Below are 24,966 nucleotides of genomic sequence, written 5' to 3'. Positions count from 1 at the left end.
GCCTTGTGCGCGGCTTTGGTGCAAACGGGCGTTCGCTCCCCAAGATGTTGGGTCGCTTCAGTCCAGCCGACCCCCTTCTGCGGTCCAAAGGACGCCTTCTGTGTCGCAAGGTGTTTTTTGGTGTGGCGAAGTGGGGCAAATGACGTATAGTGATTCCACGCTCCAATCGGGGGCTCGTCCAGATACGTCCTGAGGGGAGGGTGACATGCTCACTGGCGCTTATCCGATGTCCGTGGATGCCAAGGGCCGCGTCACGCTTCCCGCTGTGTTCCGCAAGCAGCTGGTCGACGAGACCAACAAGACCATTCTGCTCGTCCCCTTCGATGGCTGCGTGAACGGCTTCACCCGCGAGGGCTTCAAGGCGTGGGTCGACGGGCTCTTTGAGTACGGAGACCACCACTTTGACCCCCGCAACCGCAAGGACGTCATGCTCAAGCGCGGCCTCATGGGCAGCGCCGTGGAGATCGACGTCGACTCCGCCGGACGCGTCGCGCTCGGCAAGCTCGACGTCAAGCCCGGCACGCGCGAGAAGCTCGGCCTTGTGGCTGACGTCACGGTCGTGGGTGCTGACGACCACTTCGAGGTCTGGAACACCGAGGAGTGGAACAGGCAGCAGGCCGACTTCGAGATGGACCTCGAGTCGCTCCTGTACCACGACTAGGAAGGGCGGGTGAGCACCTTGACAGGCGAATATCGGCACGTACCCGTGATGCTCGAGGAGGTCCTCAGAGAGCTCGACCCAAAGCCGGGAGAGGTGGTCTGCGACTGCACCCTCGGTGGGGCCGGACACTCCGTGGAGCTCGCCAGGAGGGTGGCCCCGAACGGCCTCTCGATTGGCATCGACCAGGACGACATGGCCCTTGCGGCGGCAACCGAGCGCTTCTCGCGCGAGGTGCCGGAGGCGGACTTCCTTCCGCTCAAGGGCAACTTCGGAGACCTCGACCGCCTGCTCGTTGAGGCGGAGGTCCCCGGCGTGGACTGCTTCCTCTTCGATCTGGGCGTCTCTTCGCCCCAGCTTGACATCCCAGAGAGGGGCTTCTCGTACCACGAGGATGCCCCGTTGGACATGCGCATGGATTCGGGGAACAACACCCTAACCGCACAAGAGGTCGTAAACACCTACAACGAAGCTGACCTCACCCGAATCCTCCGCGTATACGGCGACGAGCGCTTTGCGGGCAAGATCGCCCGGAGGATCTGCGAGACGAGGGCCAAGGCCCCCATCGAGACCACTCTCCAGCTCGTCGACGTCATCAAGGCGGCCATCCCGGCTGCCAAGAGGAGAAGTGGCGGGCACCCGGCGAGAAAGACGTTCCAGGCCCTGCGCATCGAGGTCAACCACGAGCTCGAGGTGCTGGACCGGGGCCTCAGGGCCGCCGTCAGGTGGGCCAACCCGGGTGGCAGGATCTGCGTCATCGCCTACCACTCCCTCGAGGACCGCATCGTCAAGCACGTCTTCGCGGAGCTGTCCCAGGGCTGCACCTGCCCACCGGACCTTCCGGTGTGCGTCTGCGGCAACGTGCCGATCGTCAGAGTCAAGACGCGCAAGGCTCTTGTCGCCACCCCTGAGGAGGTCGCTTCCAACCCAAGGTCGAGAAGCGCCCTCACGAGGGTTGCGGTGAAGCTCGATCCCTCGGGGTCAGATTTCTAGGATGCCGGTCGAAAGGCCGTCTTCCATAGCACGGCAAACAGACCAAACACACACCACCAACGCACCCCAAACGCACCACAACGCAGCACCACCGAAACATTCAACCTAGTTAATCTGCACCCTTAAGGAACGCTCAAGCAACCTTTGAGGAACACTCAACTATCCCTCAAGCTCCCAGCTTCCTGACACCGTTTTGAACGCACATGCAGCGGGCCACGCGTCCGTCGGATAGCAGGGAATATCAAATGAGGTACCAGGGCTCGGCCGTCGCAAACGAGGAGTACATAGAGAGGGGATACGCCCTCCCACAGGAGCGCCCCTCCTTCGAGGTCGTCTCCGGCGGTGGGCTGGACGCCCGCGCCCGCCGCGGCGTGGCCCCGGAGTTTCTCGCCCGCGTCAAGGCGGTAGTCGCCTGCGCCCTGGTCTTCTTCGCCCTTGGCGCCTGCCGCGTCGCCCTCACGTCCGGCGCGGTCGCGGCGCTCCAGGGAAACGCCACCCTCAAGTCCCAGATAAGCGAGGCAAAGACCACCAACGACAGCCTCATGATCGAGCGCTCCGCGCTCTCCTCCAACGCCCGCATCAGCCGCATCGCCACCCAGAACCTTGGCATGGTCCTCTCCACCGACACCGAGACCGTGACCATCGGCGCCGCCGACGCGGCCTCCGCCGATGCCGCCCCCTCCGACGGGCAGGCCGCTCAGGCTGATGGGGATGCTGCGCAGTCCGCGGCCGAGGACGCCTCCGCCCAGGGCGTGGCGTAGACTCTTTCCCCGTGTCAACTACTAGAGACAGACAGGGCCGCCGCGGGCGGCGTCAGATGCCGGGGGCCTCGTACGACGAGGCCCCTCGCGTCACGTACCGCGCCGGGCGCCGTGGGCCTGGCGGGCAGGGTCCCGCTGACTTCGACGCCTGCCGCAAGGTGCTGCTGGGCCTTCTCTGCGTCATCGTCGCGGCCGTCGCCCTGCGCCTCTTCTGGCTGCAGGTGGTGGATGGCCCGCGCCTTGCCTCCGAGGCCGAGAGCCGCCGCACCAACGTGGTCACACTAACCGCCCGCCGCGGCACCATCTACGACCGCAACGGCAAGGTCCTCGCCATGAGCGTGGAGTGCCAGACCATCTACGCAAACCCCAAGGTCGTGGAGAACGCCTCCGCCGTGGCGCAGGTCCTTGCCCAGAACCTGGGCGGCGTGGCCTCCGACTATGTGGGCGACCTCACCGCCGACACCACCTTCCGCTACATCAAGCGCCAGGTGGACCAGGACGTGGCCGACAAGATCAAGCAAGAGCTCTCCGACCAGGGCCTTGCGGGCATCTACTACCTCAAGGACTCCAAGCGCGTCTACCCCTACGGCAGCACCGGCGCCCAGATCCTGGGCTTCGTGGGCAGCGAGGGCACGGGCCTCTCGGGCCTTGAGTACTACTACAACGACATCCTGACCGGCACCGACGGCCAGATGATCATGGAGACCGGCCTGGGCGGCACGCCCATCGCCGGCGGCACGTCCGAGGTCACCGAGGCCCAGGACGGCACGGACATCATGCTCTCCATCGACATCGACCTCCAGGAGGAGGCCGAGAGGATCATCGCCGAGGGCGTGGAGACCTACCAGTCCGAGTCTGGCTCGGTCATGGTGAGCGACCCCAAGACCGGCGAGATCTACGCCGCCTGCTCCACACCGCTGCCGGACTTCTCCAACCTCACTGACTCCTCGTCCCTCGACCTCAAGCTCGTCTCGCAGTCCTACGAGCCCGGCTCGGTCTTCAAGGTCATCACCACGTCCACCGGCTTCGACCTCGGGCTCTACACGCCTGATACCGTCTACAACGTGCCGGCCCGCTACACCCTGGGCGACAACTACGTCCAGGACGACGACGGCCGCGACTACGCCGAGGACATGACGGTTCGCTACATGCTGCAGCACTCCTCCAACCCCGCCATGGCGCTTCTCGCCAACGAGGTCATAGGCCCCAAGCGCTTTGCGGAGGGCGTGGAGAAGTTCTGCATCGGCCAGAAGACCGGCATCGACTTCCCGGGAGAGACGGCGGGCATCGTCAAGTCCTACGACGAGTACGACGGCACAACCGCCGGCTACATGGCCTTCGGCCAGTCCGTGGCCATCCCCATGATCCAGATCATCCGCGCGTTTGCGGCCGTGGGCAACCAGGGCACGCTGACCACGCCCCACTTCCTCATAGCCAAGGCCGGCGAGAAGGTCGACTGGCCCAGCGGCGGCCAGGCCATCTCCGCCGAGGCCTGCGAGAAGGAGATCGACGCCATGCGCGCCGTCATGACCGACGGCACCGGCAAGAACGGCGCCGTGGAGGGGTATGACATTGCCGGCAAGACCGGCACGGGCGAGCAGGCAAAGGACGGCTCGGACGGCTACGAGGGCTACTATTACGTAGCCTCGCTGTGCGGCTTTGCCAACGCCGATGACCCCGAGGTCCTTGTCTACGCGGGCCTCAACGGAACATCTCACCTGGCCCTGGGCTCCGCTGCGCACATCTTCCACGATGTCATGCAGCAGTCCGTGGCCATCTTGGGCATCGCGCCCGCCAACTAGCACCAAGGAGAGTGAAGCAAGATGCGCATCAGCACATGCAAGCTCGTTGACGCCACCGGCGCAAGCATCCTCGCAAGGGGCGCGGCCGACGTCGCGGGCGAGGTGACCATCGACTCCCGCGCGGTCGGGGAGGGCTCCGTCTTCGTGGCCTTCGCCGGCGAGCGCGTGGACGGCAACGCCTACGTGCGCTCCGCCATCGAGGCGGGCGCCGCCCTGGTGGTCGCGAGCGCCGAGGTGTCCGAGGCCGACCTCGAGGCGGCGCGCGGGCGCGGCTGCTGGGTCGTGCGCGCCGAGGGCGACGACTGCGAGGAGTGGATGCTGCGCGCCGCGGCCCTGTGGCGCCGGATGCACCCGGAGTGGGTCGTCGTGGGCGTGACGGGCTCGGTGGGCAAGACCACCACAAAGGACATGCTGCGCTGCGGCATCTCCTCCCAGCGCCGCACCCACGCCACCGCTGGCAACTTCAACAACCTCATCGGCCTGCCGCTCACGGTGCTCTCCGCGCCCGAGGACACTGAGGTCCTCGTCTGCGAGCTGGGCATGAACCACCCGCACGAGATCGACCGCCTTGCCGCCGCCTGCCAGCCCACGCTGGCCGTCATCACCAACGTCGGCACGAGCCACATCGGGCTTCTGGGCTCGCGCGAGAACATCGCCCGCGCCAAGGCCGAGGTCGTGGGAGGCCTGGTCGACCACGGCGAGCTGCGCCGCACCCTGACCCTCACCAGCGCTAACGACTACACGCCCTTCATCGCTGATGGCTTTGCCCGCCCGGCCGGCGTGGACGTGCTCATGGCCGGCTCCCGCGCCGAGGACGACGTGCGCGTCCTCGGCGTGACGCTGTCCGCCGAGGGCTGCGCCACGCTCACGGCAAGCTGCTCCGACGGCTGGAGCCGCGAGGTCACGCTCTCCGTGCCCGGACGCCAGGTGGTGCCCGACTTCCTGCTGGCCCTCTCCGTCATCTGGAGGCTCGGCCTGGACCGCGACCTGGCCTGCGAGGCCATCGAGCGCATGCCCGCCACCCACATGCGCCTTGACGTGCAGACGGCCCCCTCGGGTGCCCGCGTCATCGACGACTCCTACAACGCCGCCCCCAACTCCATGGCGGCCTCCCTTGACGTCCTCGCGCAGATGGCCTGCTCCGGCCGCCGCATCGCGGTCCTGGGCGAGATGGGCGAGCTCGGTGCCGACGAGGGGCGCCTCCACGGCTACGTGGGCGCCTACGCGGCGGCCAAGGGCCTCGACCTGCTGGTCTTCATCGGCCACGATCTCGCTGGCCAGATGGCCGAGGCCGCCCGCACGGTCGGCCAGTCCGAGGACGCGCTCGAGGTCTTCCCCGACGTGGCGTCGGCCGCGGCCACGCTCGGCCCCATCCTCTCCGAGGGCGACCTCGTCCTCGTCAAGGCATCCCGCGCCGCCGGTCTCGACGGCTTCGTCAAGGAGGTGCTTGCCCAGTGATCGGCAACCCCGCATACCCCACCTACCAGGTCTTCCTGGCGGTCTTCGTCTCTGCCGCCATCACCTGCCTGCTCATGCCGCCCTTCATCAGGCTGATGAGGCACGAGCACCTGGGCCAGCAGGTCAGGGCCGACGGCCCCCAGCGCCACCTCATCAAGCAGGGCACGCCCACCATGGGCGGCGTCGTCATCCTGCTGGGCATCGTGCTCACCTGCGTCCTTCTTGCCAAGTGGACGCCCGACCTGGTCCTGGCCCTTGTCGCCACGCTGGTCACGGGCTCGCTTGGCCTTCTGGACGACATCGAGTCCGTGGCCCACAAGCGCTCCCTGGGCCTCACGCCGCCCCAGAAGATGGCCGGCCTCATCCTCATCTCGGTGACGTTCTGCCTGGTTGCGGTTAACGTCATCGGCATCTCCCCGGAGCTGCGCTTCCCGGGCGGCCTCGTCCTCGACCTGGGCGTGCTCTCCAGCACCCTCACCATCGGCAGCGTCACCTTCACGGTGCCCTGGATCTACCTCGTCTTCGTCTTCTTCCTCATGGCGGGCCTGTCCAACGCCGTCAACCTCACCGACGGCCTTGATGGCCTCGCGGGCGGCTGCACCATGGTGGTCATGCTCGTCATGGCCATGGTCGCCTTCCGCTACCAGGAGATCAACCTCGCCATCTTTGCCGCCTCCATCGCCGGCGCCTGTGTGGGCTTCCTCTGGCACAACTGCTACCCGGCCACCATCTTCATGGGCGACACGGGCTCCCTTGCCCTGGGCGCCGCCTTCGCCGCCTTGGCCATCCTCACCAAGACCGAGGTGACCTCCCTCATCATGGGCGGCCTCTTCATCGCCGAGGCCGTCTCCGTCATCATCCAGGTCGTGAGCTTCAAGGCCACGGGCAAGCGCGTCTTCCTCATGGCCCCCATCCACCACCACTTCGAGAAGAAGGGCTGGGCGGAGACCAAGGTCGTCATCCGCTTCTGGATCGTCTCGGCCGCCTTCGCGGCCCTCGGCTTCGCTCTCTACTTCCAGCTCGGCTAGGAAAGGTCGCACGCATGGCTGCATCTGGCGAGAAGTACCTCGGTGACGTGCTCGTCCTGGGCATGGGCGGGACGGGCGCGGCGGTCTGCCGCTACCTGGCCTCCCAGGGCCCCGGGCGCGTGTCGTCGGTGACCCTCTACGGGGGCGCCTCCTCCAGGGAGGGCGACCTCTCCCGTGAGCTCGAGGCCGAGGGCGTGAGGTGCGTCTTGGGCACCGAGGACGTGGCCGGCAGCTACGACCTCGCCGTGGCCTCCCCGGGAATCTCGGAGTTCTCCGCGTTCTTCTCCGCGACGCGCGCGTGCGCCAGGGAGGTCATCGGCGAGCCCGAGTTTGCCTTCCGCGAGAGCCCCGAGCGCTGGGTGGCCATCACGGGCACCAACGGAAAGACCACCACGACCTCGCTCACCACGCACCTGCTGCAGGTCGCGGGCATGGGCGCCGAGGCCGTGGGCAACATCGGCACCATCATCACCGGCGAGCTTGCCTCCCGTCCGGCCGGCGGCTGGCTTGTGGCGGAGCTCTCCAGCTTCCAGCTGGCCACCACCAGACTGCTCCACCCCCGCGTGGCGACGCTTCTGAACGTGACGCCCGACCACGTGGAGTGGCACGGCTCCCTCGAGGCCTACGCCGCCGCCAAGGAGAAGGTCTTCGCCAACCTGGGCGAGGGCGACCTGGCCATTGTGAGCGTGGACGACGACTGGTGCCGCGCGGTGCGCGACCGCCTCATCGCCCGCGGCGTGGCCACCTGCGAGCTCTCCGTAGAGGGCGAGCCCGCCTCCGCCGACGCCGCCTTCGTGCGCGACGGCATGCTCGTCGTCCGCGCGTCCGGCGTTGAGCACGAGCTCCTGGCCGCAGGCACCCTCAAGATCCGCGGCCGCCACAACTGGGAGAACGCCCTTGCCGCCGCCGCGTGCGCGCTGCACCTGGGAGCCTCCGACGAGGCGCTGGTGCGCGGCCTTGCCGACTTCAACCCCATCGAGCACCGCATCGAGCCCTGCGGCACCCACGCGGGCGTCCACTTTGTCAACGACTCCAAGGCCACCAACACCGACTCCGTGGAGAAGGCCCTCACCGCCTTCGGGGCCGGCTCCATCGTGGTCATGCTGGGCGGGCACGACAAGATGACCGACCTTGCCAGCCTCGCCGCGGCCGTGTGCGGCACCTGCCGCGCCGCCGTCTGCTTTGGCGCGGCGGGCGAGCGCATCGCCCGCTCCGTCGAGCAGGCCCGCAGGGCCACGGGCTCTGCCGTTCAGGTCATCCGCGCGCCCCACATGCGCGAGGCCTTCGACGCCGCCGTCGCGGCCGCCCGTCCGGGCGACACCGTGCTCCTCTCGCCGGCGTGCTCGTCCTTCGACGAGTTCAGCAACATGGCCGAGCGCGGCAGGCTCTTCAAGGACCTCGTGGCCGGCCTCGGCCAGGACGGGGAGTAGGGCTTGGCTGTCACGGGAACCTATCAGAGGAGCGCTGGCCGGCGCGCCGCGGCGTCGCAGGCCAGGTCCGGCCAGGCGGGTGCCTCCCGCCCGCGCCCGGCGGCCCGCAGGCGCGGCGAGAAGGGCGGCGTCGGCGGTGCCGTCCAGAGGACCGAGAGGAAGATCTTCGGCGTGCCGGAGCGCTTCATGCGCCCGCGGCTCATCCTCATCGCCACGGTCGTGCTCCTCACGGCCTTTGGCTGCCTCATGATCTACTCGGCCTCCTCCATCAGCTCGCTCACCTCCGACGCGCTGGGCAACGACCCCGCCTACTACCTCAAGAAGCAGCTGCAGTTCATCGCCCTGGGAGGCGTCGCCGCCTTCGTGCTGGCCAAGGTGGACTACCACGAGTTCACCAACGGACGCGCGTCCATGCCCATGTGGACCGCGATGGTCGTCGTGCTCGTCCTGGTGTTCACGCCCATCGCGGGCCAGTCAACCTACGGCGCGAGCCGCTGGATCAGCTTGCCCCTCATCGGCAACCTGCAGCCCTCCGAGTTTGCCAAGATCGGCATCGTCTGGCTTGCGGCGGGCGTCTGCCAGCAGCGCTTTGACGACGGCACCATCGACGACGCTCAGTTCGTCAAGAACGGCGTCCTGGCCACCGTCCTGCCGCTGGTCCTCATCGTGGTCCAGCCCGACAAGGGCACCACCATGGTTATCGGCGTGGCGCTGCTGGCCATGCTCTTCTTTGCCGGCTTCGACCGCAGGTACCTTGGCATAATCGCCCTCGTCGCCCTGGCGGGCATGGTCTTCCTCTCCGTCAAGGACTCCTACTCGCTCAGGCGCATCCAGATCATGCTCGACCCCTTCCAGGACTACTACAACGACGGCTACCAGCTGGCCCAGGGCCAGTACGCCTTTGGCTCCGGCGGCCTGTTTGGCGTGGGCATCGGTATGTCTCGCATGAAGTACTCCTACCTGCCCATGGCCCACAACGACTTCATCTTCGCCATCATCGGCGAGGAGTGCGGCCTGGTGGGCACCCTCGGCGTCCTGGCCGCCTTCGGCGTCATCGCGTGGCAGGGCATGAAGATTGCCCGGTGCGCCTCCGACCTCTCCGGCCGCCTCGTCGCCGTGGGATGCACCTCGCTTCTCGCCTTCCAGATGCTGCTCAACGTCTGCGGCGTCATCGGCATCTTCCCGCTCTCGGGCAAGCCCATCCCGTTCCTCTCGTACGGCGGCTCGTCCATCATGGCGAGCCTGCTCATCGTGGGCGCCCTGGTCTCCGTGTCCGTCCACTCCAGCCTGCCCGAGACCGTCCACGACCGGACCAGGAGGACCTGGCAGCAGGTGGCGGACGAGTCCGACCCCGGCAGCCTCACCTTCGTGAGCGACGCGCGCCCCCGCTCTGCCCGGGGCGCAGTCCGCCAGGAGGCCCAGGGCCGCGGCGCGGGCTCGGCCCAGCCCCAGGCGGGCTCGCCCTTCCGCGTGGTCGCCGGAGGCGCCCAGGGCCGCTCGAGGGGTCAGGCCCGACCGCAGAGGGGACGCGTCACCACGGACGCCAACGGCAGGCGCAGGATAGACCTCGGCCCGTCGGCCTCAGACCGCCTGCGCGGCGGCTCCGACGGCCCCAGGACCAGGAGATAGCAACCGGGGCGCCGGCCTCTGCCGGACGCCCCGCAAGAGGGGAGAAGCACATGGCCAAGAGCCTGAAGGTCACCATCGCGGCGGGCGGCACCGCCGGCCACATCAACCCGGCGCTCGCGCTTGCCGAGGAGCTGCGCGACCGCGGCCACAGCGTCTCCTTCGTCGGGCAGACGGCAAAGCTCGAGGGACGCCTCGTGCCCGAGGCCGGCTTCCCACTCATCCCCATCCACGTGCAGGGCTTCGACCGCTCGCGCCCCTGGACGGCAGTGCAGTCGCTCGCCATGGTCTCCAGGGCCAAGGGAGCCCTCGGACGCGCCTTTGCCGAGCAGGGCGCCCCTGACGTCTGCCTGGGCTTTGGCGCCTACGTCGAGGTACCGCTCCTTGAGTGGTGCCGCAAGAACGGCGTGCCCTACCTGCTCCACGAGCAGAACTCCGTGCCGGGCCTTGCCAACAAGATGTGCGCCGCGCACGCCGCGCGAGTCTGCTGCGCCCTGCCGCAGGCCCTCTCCGCCTTCGAGGGCAAGGGCGCGGCGGAGGCCCACGTGGTGACCGGCAACCCGGTGCGCCGCAGCGTCGTGGAGGCAAGCCGCCCGGCCGGACGCGCCGCCTTCGGTGTGCCCGAGGGCGCCACGATGCTGCTGGTCTTTGGCGGCTCCCTGGGGGCCCACCATCTCAACGAGACGGTCTGCTCCCTCAAGGACGAGCTTCTCGCCCGCCCCGGGCTCGTCATCGTCCACTCGACGGGCGCCGACGACGAGGCCTACGTGCGCCAGGCGCTTTCCCTCACCGACGAGCAAGCCGCCCGCTGGCAGGTCATGCCCTACATCTCCAACATGGGCGAGGCCCTTGCCGCCGCCGACCTTGTGGTCTCCCGCGCCGGCGCCTCCTCCATCGCGGAGATAGCGGCCCTTGCCGCCCCGTCCATCCTCGTGCCCTACCCGCACGCGACGGCCGACCACCAGACCACCAACGCCCACTACCTCGTGGACGCCGGCGCCGCCCTGCTGGTGCCAGACGCCGAGCTGGACGGCGCGTCCTTCTCGTCTGCGCTGACGGGCCTTTTGGACGAGCCCGAGCGCCGCGCGGCCATGCGCGAGGCCGCCCGCGGGCTTGGCTCCGCGCAGGCCGCCTCCTCCCTCGCAGACCAAGTGGAGAGTGTGGCTGGGGCATAGGACGCGCCGCCGTTTTGGGCTAGAGTGGATGAGATGCAGACGCTCACCGCAGCGCCTGCGCGTCCATGACCGCTCGACCCAAAGAGGCAGACACATGGCTGACACCAGCGTTCAGAAGACCGTCAAGAGCGCCCACTTCATTGGCATCGGAGGCGCCGGCATGAGCGGCATCGCCCTCGTCCTGCACGAGCGCGGCTGCAAGGTCACCGGCAGCGACCTCAAGCACTCCCACTACGTCCGCGAGCTCGAGGCGGCCGGCATCCCGGTGAGCATCGGCCACGAGGCGGCCACCATCGACGCCGCCATGCCCGAGGTCGTGGTCACCTCCACGGCCATCCCCGAGTCCAACCCCGAGGTTGTCCGCGCCCGCGAGCTGGGCATTCCCATCTGGCCTCGCGCCAAGATGCTCTCCTACCTCTCCGGCGCGGCCAAGACCGTCGCCGTGGCGGGCACGCACGGCAAGACCACCACGTCCTCCATGGTCGCCACCATGATGGACCGCCTTGGCATGGACCCGTCCTTCCTCATCGGCGGCGTGGTCGAGGGCTATGACACCAACGGCCGCAACGGCGACGGCGGCTACTTCGTCTGCGAGGCCGACGAGTCCGACGGCTCCTTCCTCTACCTCAACCCCAACGTGGTCGTGGTCACCAACATCGAGGCGGACCACCTCGACCACTACGGCACGCTCGAGAACATCGAGAAGACCTTCTGCAAGTTCATGGACCTCGTGGGCGAGGACGGCACCGTCGTCATCTTCGGCGACAACCCCCACTACGTCGAGCTCGCCCGCTCCACCGGCCGCCGCGTGGTCACCTACGGCTTCGGCGAGGGCGCGGACTTCCGCTGCGTGCCCGTCGAGGCCAGCGGCTCCCACCGCCTGGCCAGCACCTTTGACGTCGTCTGCCCGGGCGGCCGCACCGTCCGCGTGACCATCAAGGCCAATCCCGGCCGCCACAACATGGCAAACGCCACGGCCGCCATCGCCGTCGCCGACGCCGTGGGTGCCGACCTCGATGCCGCCGCGGCCGCGCTGTCCGAGTTCAAGGGCGCCCGCAGGCGCTTCACCCACGTGGCGGACATCGACGGCGTCACCGTGGTCGACGACTACGGCCACCACCCCACGGAGGTCGCGGCCACCCTGGGCGCAGCCTCCGAGCTGGGCTTTGACCGCATCGTCTGCGTCTTCCAGCCGCACCGCTACAGCCGCACGCAGTCCCTTGCCGCTGACTTCGGCCGCGCCTTCGACGCCGCCGACGTCCTGCGCGTGATGGACGTCTTCTCGGCCGGCGAGCAGCCCATCCCGGGCGTCTCCGGCAAGACCGTCGTCAACAGCGTGCGCGAGCACGACGCCTCCAAGGACGTGGAGTACGTCCCCAACCGCCACGAGCTGGTGGACGCCCTGGTGGAGCTTGTCCGCCCCGGCGACCTTCTGATCACGCAGGGCGCCGGCGACGTCACCACCATAGGCCCCGCCTTCGTCGAGGCCATGAGGGCCCGCGACGCAAAGAGGGCCTAGCTTGAGCCTGTTCAACGCCTACATGAGCCTTTCCGGCGCCATCGACGCCGACGTCAGGCGAGACGAGCGCCTGGCCCACCACACCACCTATCGCATCGGCGGTCCGGCGGGCCTCTTCGTGACGGTCCACAGCTACGCCGCGCTGCTGAAGGTGGTCTCGGTCCTCGCCGAGGAGCGCGTGGAGTGGGTCATCCTGGGCAAGGGCTCCAACGTCCTTGCTGCCGACGCGGGCTACGACGGCTGCGTCATCGTGCTGGACGACGAGTTCTCCCGCATCCAGGTGGGCGAGGGCGGGCTTCTCACCGCCGGCGCGGGCGCCCTTCTCTCGCGCGTGGTCAACGAGGCCCTGAAGGCCGAGCTCTCCGGCCTGGAGAGCTGCGTGGGCATCCCGGGCACCGTGGGCGGCGCCGTCTCCATGGACGCCGGCACCCGCCGGGAGTGGATCGGCCAGCGCGTCCGCGACGTGGTCACCCTGCGTCCGGGCGAGGGCCTGCACCGCTACGAGGCGTCGGAGATACAGTGGGGCTACCGCTGCACGTCCATCCCCACGAGCGAGATCGTCCTGGAGGCCACCTTCCAGCTGGAGCGGGGCCAGAAGCAGGCCATTGCCGAGGACATGGAGGCGCGCCTGCGCCGCCGCAGGTCCTCCCAGCCCATGGGCAGGCCCTGCTGCGGCTCGGTCTTCCGCAACCCTCCCGAGCGCTCGGCCGGCATCCTCATTGAGAGCTGCGGCCTCAAGGGGGCCATGGCTGGCGGCGCCCAGATCTCAGAGGAGCACGCCAACTTCATCGTCAACACCGGCCGCGCCAGCGCGGCCGACGTGGTGAGCCTCATGGGGCGCGCCCATGACGCCGTGCGCGACCGCTTTGACATCGACCTCGCGTGCGAGGTCAAGCTGCTCGGCTTCGGCGCGTAGGAGGGGCCTTGGCAAGAGACACCAGCAGGCGGGGGACTCCCCGCGGCAGGGCCCTGCCGGCCCAGGGCAGGGCGCAGTCCCGCCCCCGCCAGGCGGCGAGGCCCGCGGCAAGGCCGACGGGGCGCCCAGCGGCAAGGCCCGCGGCGAGACCCGCGGCGCGGCCGCAGCGAGCGCCCAAGGCCAAGGCCGCCATGGGCAGGCCCGCGTTTCTCGACAATGCCGCCGCGGCACGCAGGGGTGCGCCCCAGGGCGGCAAGGAGCGGCGCGAGCGCTACCAGAGGGGGCAGAGCGCCAAGGCCGTCGTCGGCGTCGTGGGCGGCGTGGCGGTGCTGGCCGTGGTGCTTGTCGTGGCGTACTTCGTGCTGAGGAGCTCGTCGGCCTTTGCCATCCAGAACGTCGTCTGCGAGCCCACCGAGCACGTGACCGAGTCCGACATCAAGAACCTCCTGGCGGTACCCGACGGGGCCACGCTGCTCAACTTTGACGGCAGTACCATCGAGGCGAGCCTCAAGAAGGACCCCTGGGTGGGCTCGGTGAGCTTCGAGCGGCAGTTCCCGGACACCCTCAGGGTGGTGGTCAACGAGCAGTCGACGGATGCCCTGGTGGTCATGAACGCGGGCTCCATCGCCTGGTACCTGGGCACCTCAGGAAGCTGGATCCAGCCCACCAAGGTCACCGTTGCGCAGAACCAGTCGGTCAATGACGCGGCCCTCGCGCAGGCCACCTCGGAGGGCGTGCTTCTCATCACCGACGTCCCCTCGTCGGTCAGCCCCAAGTCGGGCTCGGAGGCGACCGACGACGTGTTCGCGGCGGTGCGCACCTTCCGCGACGGCTTCTCGGCGGACTTCTCGGCCCAGGTGGTGAGCTACTCGGCCCCCAGCGCCGACAACATCTCCTGCACGCTTGCCAGCGGCGTGGAGATCTCCCTGGGGTCCGCCACGCAGGTCTCCTCCAAGGAGGCAATCGCCAAGGAGATCCTGGCGGCGCATCCCGGCAAGGTCACCTTCATCAACGTCCGCGTCCCGTCCAGCACGGGCTCGAGCTACCGCTCCATCGACTCCGAGGACGTGGAGGCCGGGACGGGCGTGACCTCCGGCTCCGCCTCTGACGTTCAGTCGTCAGAGGCCGCGACGTCCGGCACCGACACCGCGTCGGGCGGCCAGGCCCAGTAGGCCTTCCGCCCCGCCCGTTCTGGGTTCCCGCGAAAGCTCTCCCGTCCCCGTTGTGAACTGCCTCCCATTTCTTGGACACGAGAAATGGGAGGCTTTTTATGCGTGTCGACTTGAGGGTGAAGCACGACATCGAGGCCAGGAAGGCGGCGATCGGGCTCTTCGAGCGAGGCAACGGCTACAAGTCTGCGGCGAAGGCGCTGTCGGTCCCGCGCGGAACCGTGAGACAATGGCTCTGCGTATACCGGTCGTTCGGAAGCGGGGTGCTGCTATCCATGGACGGCAAGCAGGCCAGGTACACATACGAGCAGAAGGTCGCCGCAGCCTCCGCCGTGGTCGACGGCGGCATGACGAAGGCCGAGGCGATGGCGGCGTTCGGCATAATGTCGATGTCGCCGCTCAAGAAGTGGTGCGCGCTATACCGCCGGGGCGGCGCGGAGGCCCTGCGCCCGAGGCCCAAGGGCCGGCCGAGCGGTTCCAAGGCGAGGCCGCGGACCCGCGAGGAGGAGCTCGAGGAGCGCTGCCGAAGGCTCGAGACCGAGGTGGCCTACCTAAAAAAATTGCGTGCCCTGGTCGAGAGGGACGGGCTCTGACCAGGGCGAAGGTCGAGGCCGTGAGGGTCCTGCGCGAAGAGGGGCACGGGCTGGGGCGCCTGCTGGAGTGCGCCGGCATGGCCCGGTCCAGCTACTACTACGCGCTGTCGCACCCGAAGGCTCCCACCAGGCCCGAGCTCTGGGAGGCCGCCGCCGAGATATTCTCGCGCACCGCCAACGGGTGCGGCCACAGGCAGATCGCCATGTGCCTGCGCGCCGAGCAGGGCGTGCGCATAGCCTACAAGACGACGCTGAAGATGATGCGCGAGATGGGCATCAGCTGCGGGATCCGCCGCGAGACCGACTACCACAGGTACAACTCGTACAGGGGCAAGGTCGGAAAGACCTTCGAGAACGTCATCGGCAGGGACTTCGCCGCCGACGGGCCGTGGGAAAAGATGGGCACCGACGTCACCGAGTTCAAGCAGCCCTGGGGCAAGGCCTACTTCGCGCCGGTCTACGACTTCGGCAGCAAGGAGATCGTCGCCTGGTCCACGTCGCTGCACCCCAACATGGCTCAGCAGCACGAGCTGCTCGACCAGCTCGTGTCCAAGAAGCCCAAGGGCTCCAGGCCGATCCTGCACTCGGACATGGGCTGGCAGTACCAGCAGGCCGGTTGGTGCAGGCGGTTGGAGGAGGCCGGCGTGGTGCAGAGCATGTCCCGGAAGGGCAACTGCATCGACAACGGCGCGACGGAGCAGGTGTTCGGCCACATCAAGGACGAGTTCTTCCGTGGAAGGACGTGGCCGGACTTCGAGTCCTTCAAGGCGGACCTCGACGACTTCGTGGTCCATTGGAACACGAGGAGGCGCCAGGTTAAACTGAAGGGACTGACCCCGGAGGAGTTCCGGAGACAGTCCCTTGCGGCGTAGTTCTTATTTAAGCCGTCCAAGTTTTGGGGTGCAGTTCATTGAGGATGGGGGAGCTTTCTGCTCCCCTTGAGGGTTGGGCCAGGGTCTGGTACTGCCCGGACCTGCGCTTTTCACCTTTCGCACAAATCATTTGACGAGAAGGTCGCGTTTGTGCAAACATACGACGCTTTGCAAGAAGGCTCGGTCTAAACTTGAGGTTTAGGGTTTCTACCAGCACTATTGCGGGGCGCTAAGAAAGAAGTTTCATGGCCCGCAAGACGGGTCGGAAAGTGTAGGGCAAAGGCGGTGCCCCGTGCGCCAGCCGATCGAGGAGGAAACGATGATTAAGGACACCGACACCCTCAGCAACTACCTCGCGGTCATCAAGGTCGTGGGCGTGGGCGGCGGCGGCACCAACGCCGTGAACCGCATGATCGAGGAGGGCATCCGCGGTGTCGAGTTCGTCGCCGTGAACACGGACGCCCAGGCGCTCGCCATCTCCGACGCAGACATCAAGGTCCACATCGGCACCGACATCACCAAGGGCCTCGGCGCCGGCGCCAACCCCGAGGTCGGCAAGGAGGCCGCCGAGGACTCCCGCGACGAGATCAAGGCCGCCCTGGCCGGCTCCGACATGGTCTTCATCACCGCCGGCGAGGGCGGCGGCACCGGCACCGGCGCCGCTCCCGTGGTCGCCGACATCGCCAAGAACGACGTGGGTGCCCTGACCGTGGGCGTCGTCACCAAACCGTTCACCTTCGAGGGCCGCAAGCGCTTCAAGTCCGCCACCGACGGCATCGCCGCCCTCTCCGAGAACGTCGACACGCTCATCGTCATCCCCAACGACCGCCTGCTCGACCTCTCCGAGAAGAAGACCACCATGCTCGAGGCCTTCCGCATGGCCGACGACGTGCTGTGCCAGGGCACCCAGGGTATCACCGACCTCATCACCGTCCCGGGCCTCATCAACCTCGACTTCGCCGACGTCTGCACCATCATGAAGGGCGCCGGCACGGCCATGATGGGCATCGGCACCGCCTCCGGCGACAACCGCGCCACCGACGCGGCCTCCGAGGCCATCTCCTCCCGCCTGCTGGAGAGCTCCATCGACGGCGCCACGCGCGTCCTTCTCTCCATCGCCGGCAACAAGGACCTGGGCATCCAGGAGATCAACGACGCCGCCGACCTGGTGGCCAAGAACGTCGACCCCGAGGCCAACATCATCTTCGGCACCGTCGTGGACGAGTCCCTGGGCGACCAGGTGCGCGTGACCGTCATCGCCACCGGCTTCAATGACAGCAACGTCCAGCAGACGCTGCCGTCCATGACCATGCCGGTCGCCCGCCCCGCCGCCGCTCCCGCGCGCCCCGTAGCGCCGCAGCCCGCCCCGGCTCCCATCAACGTGAGCCGCCCGCAGACCTCCTCGTCCAACAACGACAAGGAGTTCGACATCCCCGACTTCCTCAAGCGCAGCCGCATCTAGAAGGCTGAGATGACGGCCCTGGACAGATACCAGGCTGGAAGGCTGACCCTGCTCGCGGACGGAGCCGTCCCGGGCGGGGTCACCTTTGCCTTTACCGAGCGCACGGGCGGCGTCTCTGAGGGCCGCTTCGCGTCGCTGAACCTCGGCGATGCCTGCGGCGACGAGCCGTCCTGCGTCGCGGAGAATCGCCGGTTGGCCCTTGCGGCCATCGGCGCCGAGGCGTGGGCCGACTCCCTGGTGGCGCCCCACCAGGTCCACGGGGACCACGTGGTCCGCGTGACCTCCGCCGAGCCCGAGGAGCTTCTCGCCAGAAGGCGCGAGGCCCGCGAGGGGGCCGACGCCGTGGTCTGCACGGTGCCGCACGTGCCCGTCCTGCTGTGCTTTGCGGACTGCGTGCCCGTCGTGGTGTGCGCGCCGGGCGGCTTTGCCGTCGCGCACTCTGGCTGGCGCGGCACCATCACCCGCATAGCCGCCAAGGCGGTCCGCGCCCTCATGGACGAGAAGGGCTGCGCCGCCGAGGAGCTGCGCGCCTACGTGGGACCGCACATCTGCGCGGGGGACTACGAGGTCTCCTCCGAGCTCATGGAGCGCTTCGTGGGGGAGTTCGGCCCCGCGGTGGACGCGGGGGAGAGGCACCTCGACCTCGGGCTCGCGGTGCGCGCGGCGCTCGTGGAGACGGGCGTCCCGGAGGGTTCAATCGCCTCGTGCGACGACTCCACCGCCTCCAACGTGGGTAGGTTCTTCTCGTATCGCGCCGAGGAGGGCCGGTGCGGCAGGCACGCCGCCCTGGCCGTGCTCGGCTCGGACGCGCGCGAGGCCTGGCGGCCGGCGCCGCTCGGATGAGGAGGCTGAATGATGAGCGATACCTTTGACCAGACATACGCGGACTTCTCCGCCGCGCGGCGGGCGCAGATCGTGGCCCGCATCGAGGCCGCCTGCGCGCGTGCCGGCAGGGACGTCTCCGAGGTGAGCCCCGTGGCCGTCTCCAAGACGGTGGGCACCGGCGAGCTTCTGGCTGCCTGGCGCGCCGGCTGGCGCCGCTTTGCCGAGAACCGCCCGCAGGAGCTCACCCGCAAGCTCGCCTTTGTGGAGCAGACCCCCGAGATGACGGGCGCCGCCTTCGACCTCATCGGTAACCTCCAGAAGAACAAGATCAACCAGGTGGTCGGCAAGGTCGGCCTCATCCACTCCATCAGCTCCGCGGAGCTCGCCCGCCAGGTGTCGGAGCGCTCCGAGCGCCATGGCGCCGCGAGCGACGTCCTGCTCGAGGTCAACGTCTCGGGCGAGGCATCCAAGTCGGGCTTCTCGCCTGACGGGCTGCGCGCCTGCGTGGACGACGTCCTGGCCTGCCCCGGCATCCGCGTGCGCGGCCTCATGACCATGGCGCCCAAGGCGGACCCGGACTGCGCGCGCAGGACCTTCTCGGGCCTTCGCGAGCTTGCCGGCGAGCTGCGAGGCCGCACGGGCCTTGCGCTGCCCGTGCTGTCCTGCGGCATGAGCGACGACTTCGAGATCGCCATCGAGGAGGGCTCCACCCTCGTCAGGCTCGGCAGGGTCGCCTTCGACCCCGCGTACCCCATCAGCTAGCAACCGCGAATGCGCCGTGCGTCGGCGCCGCGAGAAAGTGAGAGAACCATGGGCTTCCTTGACTCCATTCGTGACCGGTTCCGCGGCGAGGCGGACGACGACTACTACGAGGACGACTACTACGACGGCTACGAGGGCGACCAGGGCTACGACGAGCCCGCGCCCGCGACGCGTCGCGAGTCCCGTACCTCCACGCCGGGCAGCGCCCCGCGCCTGCTGGGCAACACCCCACGCCCCGAGGCCGAGAGCGTCAGCGTCTACACGCGTTCCGGCCGCCCCGTGGGCTCCTCCGCGGCGGCCCCCGCTCCCGTGGCCCCCTACGAGCCCGCGGCGCAGACCCGTAGCTTCCAGCCGGTCGAGCCCGCCTACCACCCCACGAGCTACGAGCCCGCGCTGGGCGGCGCCACGTCAGCCACGCCCGGCGACATCGGCCTCACGCCGGTGGCCCGCGTCAACTCCGGCCAGCTGCCGCCCTACGTGCTGCGCCCCGTCTCCTACGACGACGTCCAGACCGTGGTGCGCCGCGTCAAGACCAACCAGCCCGTGGTCATCGTCTTCCGCAACACCAACATCGAGGTTGCCAAGCGCATCCTGGACTTCTGCTTCGGCCTGTCCTACGGCCTCGACGGCGACATCACCGAGCTCGGTGACCGCGTCTTCGCGGTGACGCCCGCTGGCATCCAGCTGTCCCGCGCCGACATCGACAAGCTCGTTGCCGACGGTGACCTCGTCCGCTAGGCGAGAAGCCCCGGCGACGCCCGTCGCGCCACTGACCCGCAAACGAAAGGTACCTCCCGCCCCATGAGCATCTACGCACTCGCAAACCTCATCGCAAGGCTCTTCAACGTCTACGAGTTCATGATCGTGGTCTGGTGCATCATGAGCTGGGTGCCGCGCGGCATCGGTCATGGCGGCATCGACACCTTCAGGGACGCGTTGGGCACGCTCGTGGAGCCCTACCTCGGCTTCTTCAGGCGCCTGATGCCCGCGCTTGGCGGGGTGGACTTTTCGCCGATTCTGGCGATATTCGCGCTCGGCATCATCGAGCGAGTGGTTTTGTCTATCATTTTGTAGTGTTGGAACGCGGTACCCCCGCGTTCATCGATCCGAAAGGGAACCAGAATGGCAATCACACCAGCAGACATCGAGCAGCAGACCTTCTCTCCCTCCAAGCACGGCTATGACACCGAGGAGGTCGACGCCTTCCTCGAGCAGATCTCTTCCGAGGTCGACGCCATGCTCCAGAAGATCGCTGACCTCAAGGGCCGCCTAAACAACACCGAGCAGCAGCTCGCCGCCGCCAACGCCCAGATCGCGAGCCTGGAGGAGAACGCCGGCGCCACGCAGCTGGCCGCCCCCGCTCCCGTCGTCGCCCCGACGCCCGCTCCCGCTCCTGCCGTCGACCTTTCCGTCTCCGAGCGCCAGATCTCCCAGGTGCTCATCGTCGCCCAGCAGAGCGCCGATAAGCTCGTGGCCGAGGCCCGCGACAACGCCGAGCGCATCCGCAACGAGGCCGACCAGAAGGCCCGCGAGGTCATCCGCCAGGCCCTGGCCGAGAAGCAGAACGAGCTCGACGAGATCGACCGCCTGAAGCAGTCCCGCGAGGACTTCCGCGGCGAGTACAAGAAGCTCCTGCAGCACTTCATGGACGATGCCGAGGCCGTCATGCCCGCCGCCGGCTTTGTCGCCCTGTCTGCCCCCAACGGCTCCGCCGGCACCACGCACAACGACGCCGTCCCGGCTCCCGTTGCCCCCGCGGCTCCCGTGGCCGCCCCCGCGAGCGACGTCTCTCCGCTCGGCGACTTTGGCGACCTGGACTAGCCCGGGTTTCTCGCTGACGCGCGCTTCCGGCCCCGAGGCCCTGGCCCCGGGGCCTTTTTCGTCCCGTTAGGCGGACTGGCGGCCGGCGTAGCGGGCGGGCACGTGGGTGCCTGGGTCTGCCGAGCGCGGGTCCAGCTCCACGAGTCCCTCCCAGAGCCGCTTGGGCATCCAGTGGGTCCTGAGGTCGTAGCCGCGCTCGTAGGGGCTGCGCCCCTTAAGAGCAAGGCCGTCGTAGAGGCGCTTCCAGAGGGCGCGCACGTAGGGTTCGTCCGAGGCAAGGCGCAGCTCCCGATCTATCCGAGAGGCCAGCTGGGCGTCCACCCCCACCACCTGGCAGCGGCGCTCGCCCGCCTCGTGCAGGGCCGCCACGCCGCGCGTGGGGTCGAGCAGGCAGAAGCGCTCGGTGCCCATGCGCTCCGCAAAGTGGGTGGCCACCAGGGGCACCGTGTTTGCCGCCGGCCTGAAGACCGCCATCCACGAGCCGTCCGCTACGTGGGAGAAGCGCACGAACTGGCGGGTCTTCTCGACCTCGTTGGTGACGGTGCGAGCGAGGTCGTCTAGGGCAAGGACGCTCGGGTCGGTGGGGGGCAGGGCGCGGCCGCAGGCAAAGCAGGTCCGGACGTAGCGGCGCACCGCCTCTGGCGCGTCGGCGCCGTCCGCCGCGCAGGCGAGGACTATGCGGCGCGCGGCCTCCGCCCCCGTGGAGCGCCTGACGCCCGCGAGGACCCGACGCGCCAGCGCGACGGCCGAGGCGTCCGCGGCGGGAGGCGCCGCGCACGTGACCTCGCCGAGCATGGGCTGGCAGGCGTCGGCGCGAGCGAGCCTCACGCGGTCGGTCCTGCCCACGCGCGCGAGGTAGGTCATCCCCACGGCGGCAAGCATCCCCTCGGGGCTTGGCTCGCAGGGCAGAAGGACGCCCTCGGAGGCTTCCAGGGCCTCTTTGAGGGCTTGCGTGGCCACCGTCACCGCCGTGGTGTCTTTCTGGCCTGAGATGGCCTCAGAAGAGCCTGAGCTGCCTGCCCTCAAGCTCTCTGCGCCGCCTGTTGTACGTGGCCTCCTGGGCATCCCCCACCACCTTCCTTCTGATGAGCTCCGCGTCGAGTGGGCTCTTGGCGTCCCTCTTCCCGCAGCACGTGATGAAGTGCCGGGCGCGGCCGAGGGTGACGTGCATGGCCTTGAGGTCATCGAAGTCCAGGCGCCCGCGCGAGCGTGCCGCAACGATGCGCCGGGCTCCCACCGGCCCCAGCCCCGGCACGCGCAGCAGCCGCTCCAGGCTGGCGTCCATGACCTCCACTGGAAACTGCTCGATGTGGGCCAGCGCCCACGCGGTCTTTGGGTCCACGTCCAGGTCTAGCCAGGGCGTCTCTGGCGTGACGAGCTCGTCTGCCGCAAAGCCGTAGTAGCGCATGAGCCAGTCCGCCTGGTAGAGGCGGTGCTCCCGGCGCAGCGGCACGGGCGTCTGGAGGTCCGGCAGGTGCGCGTCCTCCATCATGGGCACGTACGCCGAGAAGAACACGCGCTTGAGGCCAAAGCGCCGGTAGAGGGCGCTCGAGAGCTTGAGGATGTGGTTGTCGTCCTCGGGGCTTGCCCCCACGATGATCTGCGTGGACTGCCCGGCCGGGGCAAACCGGCGACGGCGGCTGGCCACGCGCGAGTGCGGCATGGTGGTGAGGCACGCCCCGTTGGTCAGCAGGGGAGAGGTGCCCGCGCCCCGCGAGAGGGCGGCCTCGGTGCGGGCGAGGGCGTCTGACGGCCCGGCCGGGGACGCCGTGGCCGACGTCTGGATGCCCGTGACGGCGGGGCCTGCGCCCAGTGCCCTTCTCGCCGGGCCTCCGAGCCGCCTGCCACCGTGCGCGAGCAGGTGCTCCTCCTCTTGGACCCGGGTCTTGAAGATCTGCTCCATGGGGGTCATTACCTGCGACTTTGTCTTGTTTGGGCAGAGCGTGCCCAGGGAGCGCTCGCTGGGGAGCTCCAAGTTGACGGAGAGCCGGTCCGAGAGGCGGCCGAGCTCGTCCACCAGCTCCGGCGAGGTGCCGGGGATGACCTTGGAGTGCACGTAGCCGTTGAAACGGAGCTCTTCCCTTAAGGTGCGCAGGCAGCTGACCATGCGCTCCGAGGTGGCGTCCGGTGTGCCCAGCACCCCGGACGAGAGGAAGAGCCCCTCTATGTAGTTGCGCTTGTAGAAGTCGACGGTGAGCTCGGCCAGCTCACGTGGGGCGAAGGTGGCGCGCCGGCAGCTCGCCGAGCTGCGGTTCACGCAATAGGCGCAGTCATAGCTGCAGGCGTTTGACATGAGGACCTTGAGCAGGGTGACGCAGCGGCCGTCCGGGGTGAACGTGTGGCAGCAGCCGGCAGCCTTGGTGGCGCCCAGGCTGCCGGCCCGCGGCCCGCGGTCCGAGCCCGAGGAGGTGCATGCGGCGTCAAAGCGGGCCGCCTCGGCCAGGATCTCCAGCTTCTCCAACGCGTCCACGAGCCCCCCAATCACGAACGGGTGTTTCAAGTGAGGGAACTATAGCACAGACGGCGGACATTTGTTCGGTCAGTTTCAATCAGCCGAGAAGGACCTCCCGAGGGCGACGGGCGGACCCACCCCATCTCAGGGGGAGCTGAACGAAGCCCCCTGAGATGGGGTGGGTCCGCCCTTCTCTGCAGATGTTTCTTCTCCTCCGAGATGGAAGCCGACCGAACAACCTCAGGCCGTGCCATGCGGTTCTGGATGCCTTTGGGAGAGGCACGCGTTGCCTACCGAAAAATCGGTAGGCAACGCCCGGGGTGGGGGGAAGGGCTTCTCGCCAACTGGGTGTTTGCTGGCTGTTCGAAAAAATTGGTACCGTTTTTTCGGTAGGCAACGTGGACCGGCAGCCAGCCGCCCCTTCCGGCTAGAACTCCCTGAAGGAGGGTTCGCCGGCGCGGCAGAGGTCCTCTCCGCAGGCGAGCTCGCGCATGGCGTCGATGAAGCGCTGCTCGTCGCCGGCGTGGAAGAGGCACGTGAGCTGCACGTCCTCGGCAAAGAGGGAGTCCGCCACCTTGCCGCCGGCGTCTGAGACCAGGCGTGCGCAGCGGTCGTAGAGCGCGTAGGGCACCTGCGCCGTCACGGGCGTGACCAGGGTCATCTCCACGATGGCCCCCTGGCGCTCGGCGGCCTCCACGGCGGCCTGCGTGGCGGCGGTGTAGGCGCGGACGAGCCCTCCCGGCCCCAGCAGGGTACCGCCAAAGTAGCGCGTGACCACGCAGCAGACGTCCGCCAGCCCGGCGCCCTTGAGGACGTCCAGGGTGGGCATGCCGGAGGTGCGGCTGGGCTCGCCGTCATCGGAGCAGCGCTCGCGGCCGTCGGCCAGAATCCAGGCGGGCACGTTGTGGCGCGCGTCGTGGTGGCGGGCGCGCACGGCGGCTATGTGGGCCTCGGCCTCCGCCTCGCTGCCCACGTGGACGAGCTGGGCTATGAAGCGGCTGCGGCGGTCCTCGAACTCGCCCGTGACCTCGACGCCCGCGGCAAGGGTGTGGTAGCTTGCGGCGCCCATGCCTAGCACGCGGTGGTGAGAAGCGCGTCCCCGGCGGTGACGTCGGCTCCCTCGACGGGGGAGACCCCGCCCATCTCGTCGGCGTTGGTCACGGTGACGATGACGGTGTCGTCCAGGCCGCGCTCGCGGATGAGGGCGCGGTCAAAGAGGATGAGCGGGTCTCCGGCGCTCACGTGGTCTCCCTGCTTGACCAGGGTCTTGAAGCCGCGGCCACGCAGGGCCACGGTGTCCACTCCCACGTGGAGAAGGACCTCCGCGCCGTCGTCCGCCTTGAGGGCGATGGCGTGGCTGGTGGAGGTGGTTGCGATGACGGTGCCCGAGACGGGCGCATAGGCCACGTCCCCCTCGCCGGAGATTCCCAGGCCGGGACCGAGCATGCCCTGCGAGAAGACCGGGTCCGCCACGTCCTTGAGCTGGACGAGCGAGCCGGTGAGCGGGGCGCAGATGGTGTCGGGCGCCTGGCTGGCAGCCACGGAGTCCGGGCGAGCGGCGCCCGCCGGAGAAAACCTATCGAACAGACCCAAGTTTGCTGCCTTTCACGGAATGACACTTGCCATCCGCAGAGATTGCGTACT

General features: G+C 68.7%; 24 protein-coding genes. 20 read left to right on the top strand and 4 right to left on the bottom strand.

Annotated features, from left to right (window positions below; all coding sequences use genetic code 11):
• Positions 1-205: 205 nt before the first annotated feature.
• The 20 genes from DXV50_RS05385 to DXV50_RS05290 all read left to right on the top strand — a co-directional run bounded on the left by DXV50_RS05385 (position 206) and on the right by DXV50_RS05290 (position 20,870).
• Entirely contained in the window at positions 206-661 is a 456-nt protein-coding gene (locus tag DXV50_RS05385) for a division/cell wall cluster transcriptional repressor MraZ (RefSeq protein ID WP_117205184.1), read from the top strand.
• Between the two features lie 18 nt (positions 662-679).
• A complete protein-coding gene (rsmH, locus tag DXV50_RS05380; protein ID WP_117205998.1) occupies positions 680-1,651 on the top strand; it encodes a 16S rRNA (cytosine(1402)-N(4))-methyltransferase RsmH in 972 nt (323 codons plus the stop codon).
• Between the two features lie 245 nt (positions 1,652-1,896).
• Positions 1,897-2,412, top strand: coding sequence for a cell division protein FtsL (locus DXV50_RS05375; RefSeq protein WP_157966968.1), 516 nt, complete (start codon positions 1,897-1,899; stop codon positions 2,410-2,412).
• Between the two features lie 56 nt (positions 2,413-2,468).
• Positions 2,469-4,214 carry a peptidoglycan D,D-transpeptidase FtsI family protein gene (locus tag DXV50_RS05370; RefSeq protein ID WP_117205180.1) on the top strand — a complete coding sequence of 582 codons (1,746 nt, stop codon included), beginning with the start codon at positions 2,469-2,471 and terminating at the stop codon, positions 4,212-4,214.
• 21 nt (positions 4,215-4,235) lie between these two features.
• Positions 4,236-5,672: a UDP-N-acetylmuramoyl-tripeptide--D-alanyl-D-alanine ligase gene (locus DXV50_RS05365; RefSeq protein ID WP_117205178.1), complete on the top strand. Its 1,437-nt coding sequence runs from the start codon at positions 4,236-4,238 to the stop codon at positions 5,670-5,672.
• Positions 5,669-6,700: a phospho-N-acetylmuramoyl-pentapeptide-transferase gene (gene mraY / locus DXV50_RS05360; protein ID WP_117205177.1), complete on the top strand. Its 1,032-nt coding sequence runs from the start codon at positions 5,669-5,671 to the stop codon at positions 6,698-6,700. Before DXV50_RS05365 ends, mraY begins: the two co-directional genes overlap by 4 nt.
• A 14-nt stretch (positions 6,701-6,714) precedes the next feature.
• Positions 6,715-8,130: a UDP-N-acetylmuramoyl-L-alanine--D-glutamate ligase gene (murD, locus tag DXV50_RS05355; protein ID WP_117205175.1), complete on the top strand. Its 1,416-nt coding sequence runs from the start codon at positions 6,715-6,717 to the stop codon at positions 8,128-8,130.
• A 3-nt stretch (positions 8,131-8,133) separates the two neighbouring features.
• A complete protein-coding gene (locus DXV50_RS05350) occupies positions 8,134-9,759 on the top strand; it encodes an FtsW/RodA/SpoVE family cell cycle protein (RefSeq protein WP_232817464.1) in 1,626 nt (541 codons plus the stop codon).
• A 50-nt stretch (positions 9,760-9,809) separates the two neighbouring features.
• Complete coding sequence (gene murG / locus DXV50_RS05345; RefSeq protein WP_117205174.1) at positions 9,810-10,931, top strand: undecaprenyldiphospho-muramoylpentapeptide beta-N-acetylglucosaminyltransferase; 1,122 nt, start codon at positions 9,810-9,812, stop codon at positions 10,929-10,931.
• A 94-nt stretch (positions 10,932-11,025) separates the two neighbouring features.
• The gene (gene murC / locus DXV50_RS05340; protein ID WP_117205172.1) at positions 11,026-12,450 is read left to right on the top strand and encodes a UDP-N-acetylmuramate--L-alanine ligase; all 1,425 of its coding nucleotides are present in this window, start codon (positions 11,026-11,028) and stop codon (positions 12,448-12,450) included.
• Position 12,451: 1 nt separating this feature from the next.
• Complete coding sequence (gene murB, locus DXV50_RS05335; protein WP_117205170.1) at positions 12,452-13,366, top strand: UDP-N-acetylmuramate dehydrogenase; 915 nt, start codon at positions 12,452-12,454, stop codon at positions 13,364-13,366.
• A gap of 8 nt (positions 13,367-13,374) precedes the next feature.
• Complete coding sequence (locus DXV50_RS05330; RefSeq protein ID WP_147556689.1) at positions 13,375-14,538, top strand: cell division protein FtsQ/DivIB; 1,164 nt, start codon at positions 13,375-13,377, stop codon at positions 14,536-14,538.
• Positions 14,539-14,636: 98 nt separating this feature from the next.
• Positions 14,637-15,128, top strand: coding sequence for a helix-turn-helix domain-containing protein (locus tag DXV50_RS05325; RefSeq protein WP_117204406.1), 492 nt, complete (start codon positions 14,637-14,639; stop codon positions 15,126-15,128).
• Between the two features lie 20 nt (positions 15,129-15,148).
• Positions 15,149-16,000, top strand: a complete 852-nt coding sequence (locus DXV50_RS05320; protein ID WP_198666371.1) for an IS3 family transposase — start codon at positions 15,149-15,151, stop codon at positions 15,998-16,000.
• A gap of 319 nt (positions 16,001-16,319) precedes the next feature.
• Positions 16,320-17,462 (top strand): cell division protein FtsZ, encoded by a 1,143-nt coding sequence (ftsZ, locus tag DXV50_RS05315; protein WP_117205167.1) that lies wholly within the window; start codon positions 16,320-16,322, stop codon positions 17,460-17,462.
• A 9-nt stretch (positions 17,463-17,471) separates the two neighbouring features.
• On the top strand, positions 17,472-18,305 hold the full coding sequence (locus tag DXV50_RS05310) for a polyphenol oxidase family protein (RefSeq protein ID WP_117205165.1): 834 nt from the start codon (positions 17,472-17,474) through the stop codon (positions 18,303-18,305).
• Positions 18,306-18,314: 9 nt separating this feature from the next.
• Positions 18,315-19,049 carry a YggS family pyridoxal phosphate-dependent enzyme gene (locus DXV50_RS05305; RefSeq protein ID WP_332871121.1) on the top strand — a complete coding sequence of 245 codons (735 nt, stop codon included), beginning with the start codon at positions 18,315-18,317 and terminating at the stop codon, positions 19,047-19,049.
• Between the two features lie 48 nt (positions 19,050-19,097).
• Positions 19,098-19,787: a cell division protein SepF gene (locus tag DXV50_RS05300; protein ID WP_117205163.1), complete on the top strand. Its 690-nt coding sequence runs from the start codon at positions 19,098-19,100 to the stop codon at positions 19,785-19,787.
• A 63-nt stretch (positions 19,788-19,850) separates the two neighbouring features.
• Complete coding sequence (locus DXV50_RS05295) at positions 19,851-20,123, top strand: YggT family protein (RefSeq protein ID WP_117205161.1); 273 nt, start codon at positions 19,851-19,853, stop codon at positions 20,121-20,123.
• Positions 20,124-20,171: 48 nt separating this feature from the next.
• Positions 20,172-20,870, top strand: coding sequence for a DivIVA domain-containing protein (locus tag DXV50_RS05290; RefSeq protein WP_117205160.1), 699 nt, complete (start codon positions 20,172-20,174; stop codon positions 20,868-20,870).
• Positions 20,871-20,936: 66 nt separating this feature from the next.
• Here DXV50_RS05290 and DXV50_RS05285 read toward each other — a convergent pair whose 3' ends face one another.
• The 4 genes from DXV50_RS05285 to DXV50_RS05270 form a co-directional block, all read right to left on the bottom strand.
• A complete protein-coding gene (locus DXV50_RS05285; protein ID WP_232817463.1) occupies positions 20,937-21,830 on the bottom strand; it encodes a TIGR03915 family putative DNA repair protein in 894 nt (297 codons plus the stop codon).
• Between the two features lie 37 nt (positions 21,831-21,867).
• The gene (locus tag DXV50_RS05280) at positions 21,868-23,340 is read right to left on the bottom strand and encodes a putative DNA modification/repair radical SAM protein (RefSeq protein WP_117205156.1); all 1,473 of its coding nucleotides are present in this window, start codon (positions 23,338-23,340) and stop codon (positions 21,868-21,870) included.
• Between the two features lie 409 nt (positions 23,341-23,749).
• Complete coding sequence (locus tag DXV50_RS05275; RefSeq protein WP_117205155.1) at positions 23,750-24,391, bottom strand: IMPACT family protein; 642 nt, start codon at positions 24,389-24,391, stop codon at positions 23,750-23,752.
• A gap of 2 nt (positions 24,392-24,393) precedes the next feature.
• Positions 24,394-24,915 carry a PTS sugar transporter subunit IIA gene (locus DXV50_RS05270; protein ID WP_117205152.1) on the bottom strand — a complete coding sequence of 174 codons (522 nt, stop codon included), beginning with the start codon at positions 24,913-24,915 and terminating at the stop codon, positions 24,394-24,396.
• Between the last annotated feature and the right edge of the window lie 51 nt (positions 24,916-24,966).

The organism is Paratractidigestivibacter faecalis (genome assembly GCF_003416765.1).
In the GTDB taxonomy this organism is placed as follows: domain Bacteria; phylum Actinomycetota; class Coriobacteriia; order Coriobacteriales; family Atopobiaceae; genus Paratractidigestivibacter; species Paratractidigestivibacter faecalis.
This window is presented reverse-complemented; position numbering and strand designations above follow the sequence as displayed.

Excerpts from the sequence above, each read along its gene's own strand:
- DXV50_RS05385 (WP_117205184.1), top strand. The coding sequence starts at position 206 with ATGCTCACTGGCGCTTATCCGATGTCCGTGGATGCCAAGGGCCGCGTC.
- DXV50_RS05375 (WP_157966968.1), top strand. The coding sequence starts at position 1,897 with ATGAGGTACCAGGGCTCGGCCGTCGCAAACGAGGAGTACATAGAGAGG.
- DXV50_RS05370 (WP_117205180.1), top strand. The coding sequence starts at position 2,469 with ATGCCGGGGGCCTCGTACGACGAGGCCCCTCGCGTCACGTACCGCGCC.
- DXV50_RS05365 (WP_117205178.1), top strand. The coding sequence starts at position 4,236 with ATGCGCATCAGCACATGCAAGCTCGTTGACGCCACCGGCGCAAGCATC.
- murD (WP_117205175.1), top strand. The coding sequence starts at position 6,715 with ATGGCTGCATCTGGCGAGAAGTACCTCGGTGACGTGCTCGTCCTGGGC.
- murG (WP_117205174.1), top strand. The coding sequence starts at position 9,810 with ATGGCCAAGAGCCTGAAGGTCACCATCGCGGCGGGCGGCACCGCCGGC.
- murC (WP_117205172.1), top strand. The coding sequence starts at position 11,026 with ATGGCTGACACCAGCGTTCAGAAGACCGTCAAGAGCGCCCACTTCATT.
- DXV50_RS05325 (WP_117204406.1), top strand. The coding sequence starts at position 14,637 with ATGCGTGTCGACTTGAGGGTGAAGCACGACATCGAGGCCAGGAAGGCG.
- ftsZ (WP_117205167.1), top strand. The coding sequence starts at position 16,320 with ATGATTAAGGACACCGACACCCTCAGCAACTACCTCGCGGTCATCAAG.
- DXV50_RS05310 (WP_117205165.1), top strand. The coding sequence starts at position 17,472 with ATGACGGCCCTGGACAGATACCAGGCTGGAAGGCTGACCCTGCTCGCG.
- DXV50_RS05305 (WP_332871121.1), top strand. The coding sequence starts at position 18,315 with ATGATGAGCGATACCTTTGACCAGACATACGCGGACTTCTCCGCCGCG.
- DXV50_RS05300 (WP_117205163.1), top strand. The coding sequence starts at position 19,098 with ATGGGCTTCCTTGACTCCATTCGTGACCGGTTCCGCGGCGAGGCGGAC.
- DXV50_RS05295 (WP_117205161.1), top strand. The coding sequence starts at position 19,851 with ATGAGCATCTACGCACTCGCAAACCTCATCGCAAGGCTCTTCAACGTC.
- DXV50_RS05290 (WP_117205160.1), top strand. The coding sequence starts at position 20,172 with ATGGCAATCACACCAGCAGACATCGAGCAGCAGACCTTCTCTCCCTCC.
- DXV50_RS05275 (WP_117205155.1), bottom strand. The coding sequence starts at position 24,391 with ATGGGCGCCGCAAGCTACCACACCCTTGCCGCGGGCGTCGAGGTCACG.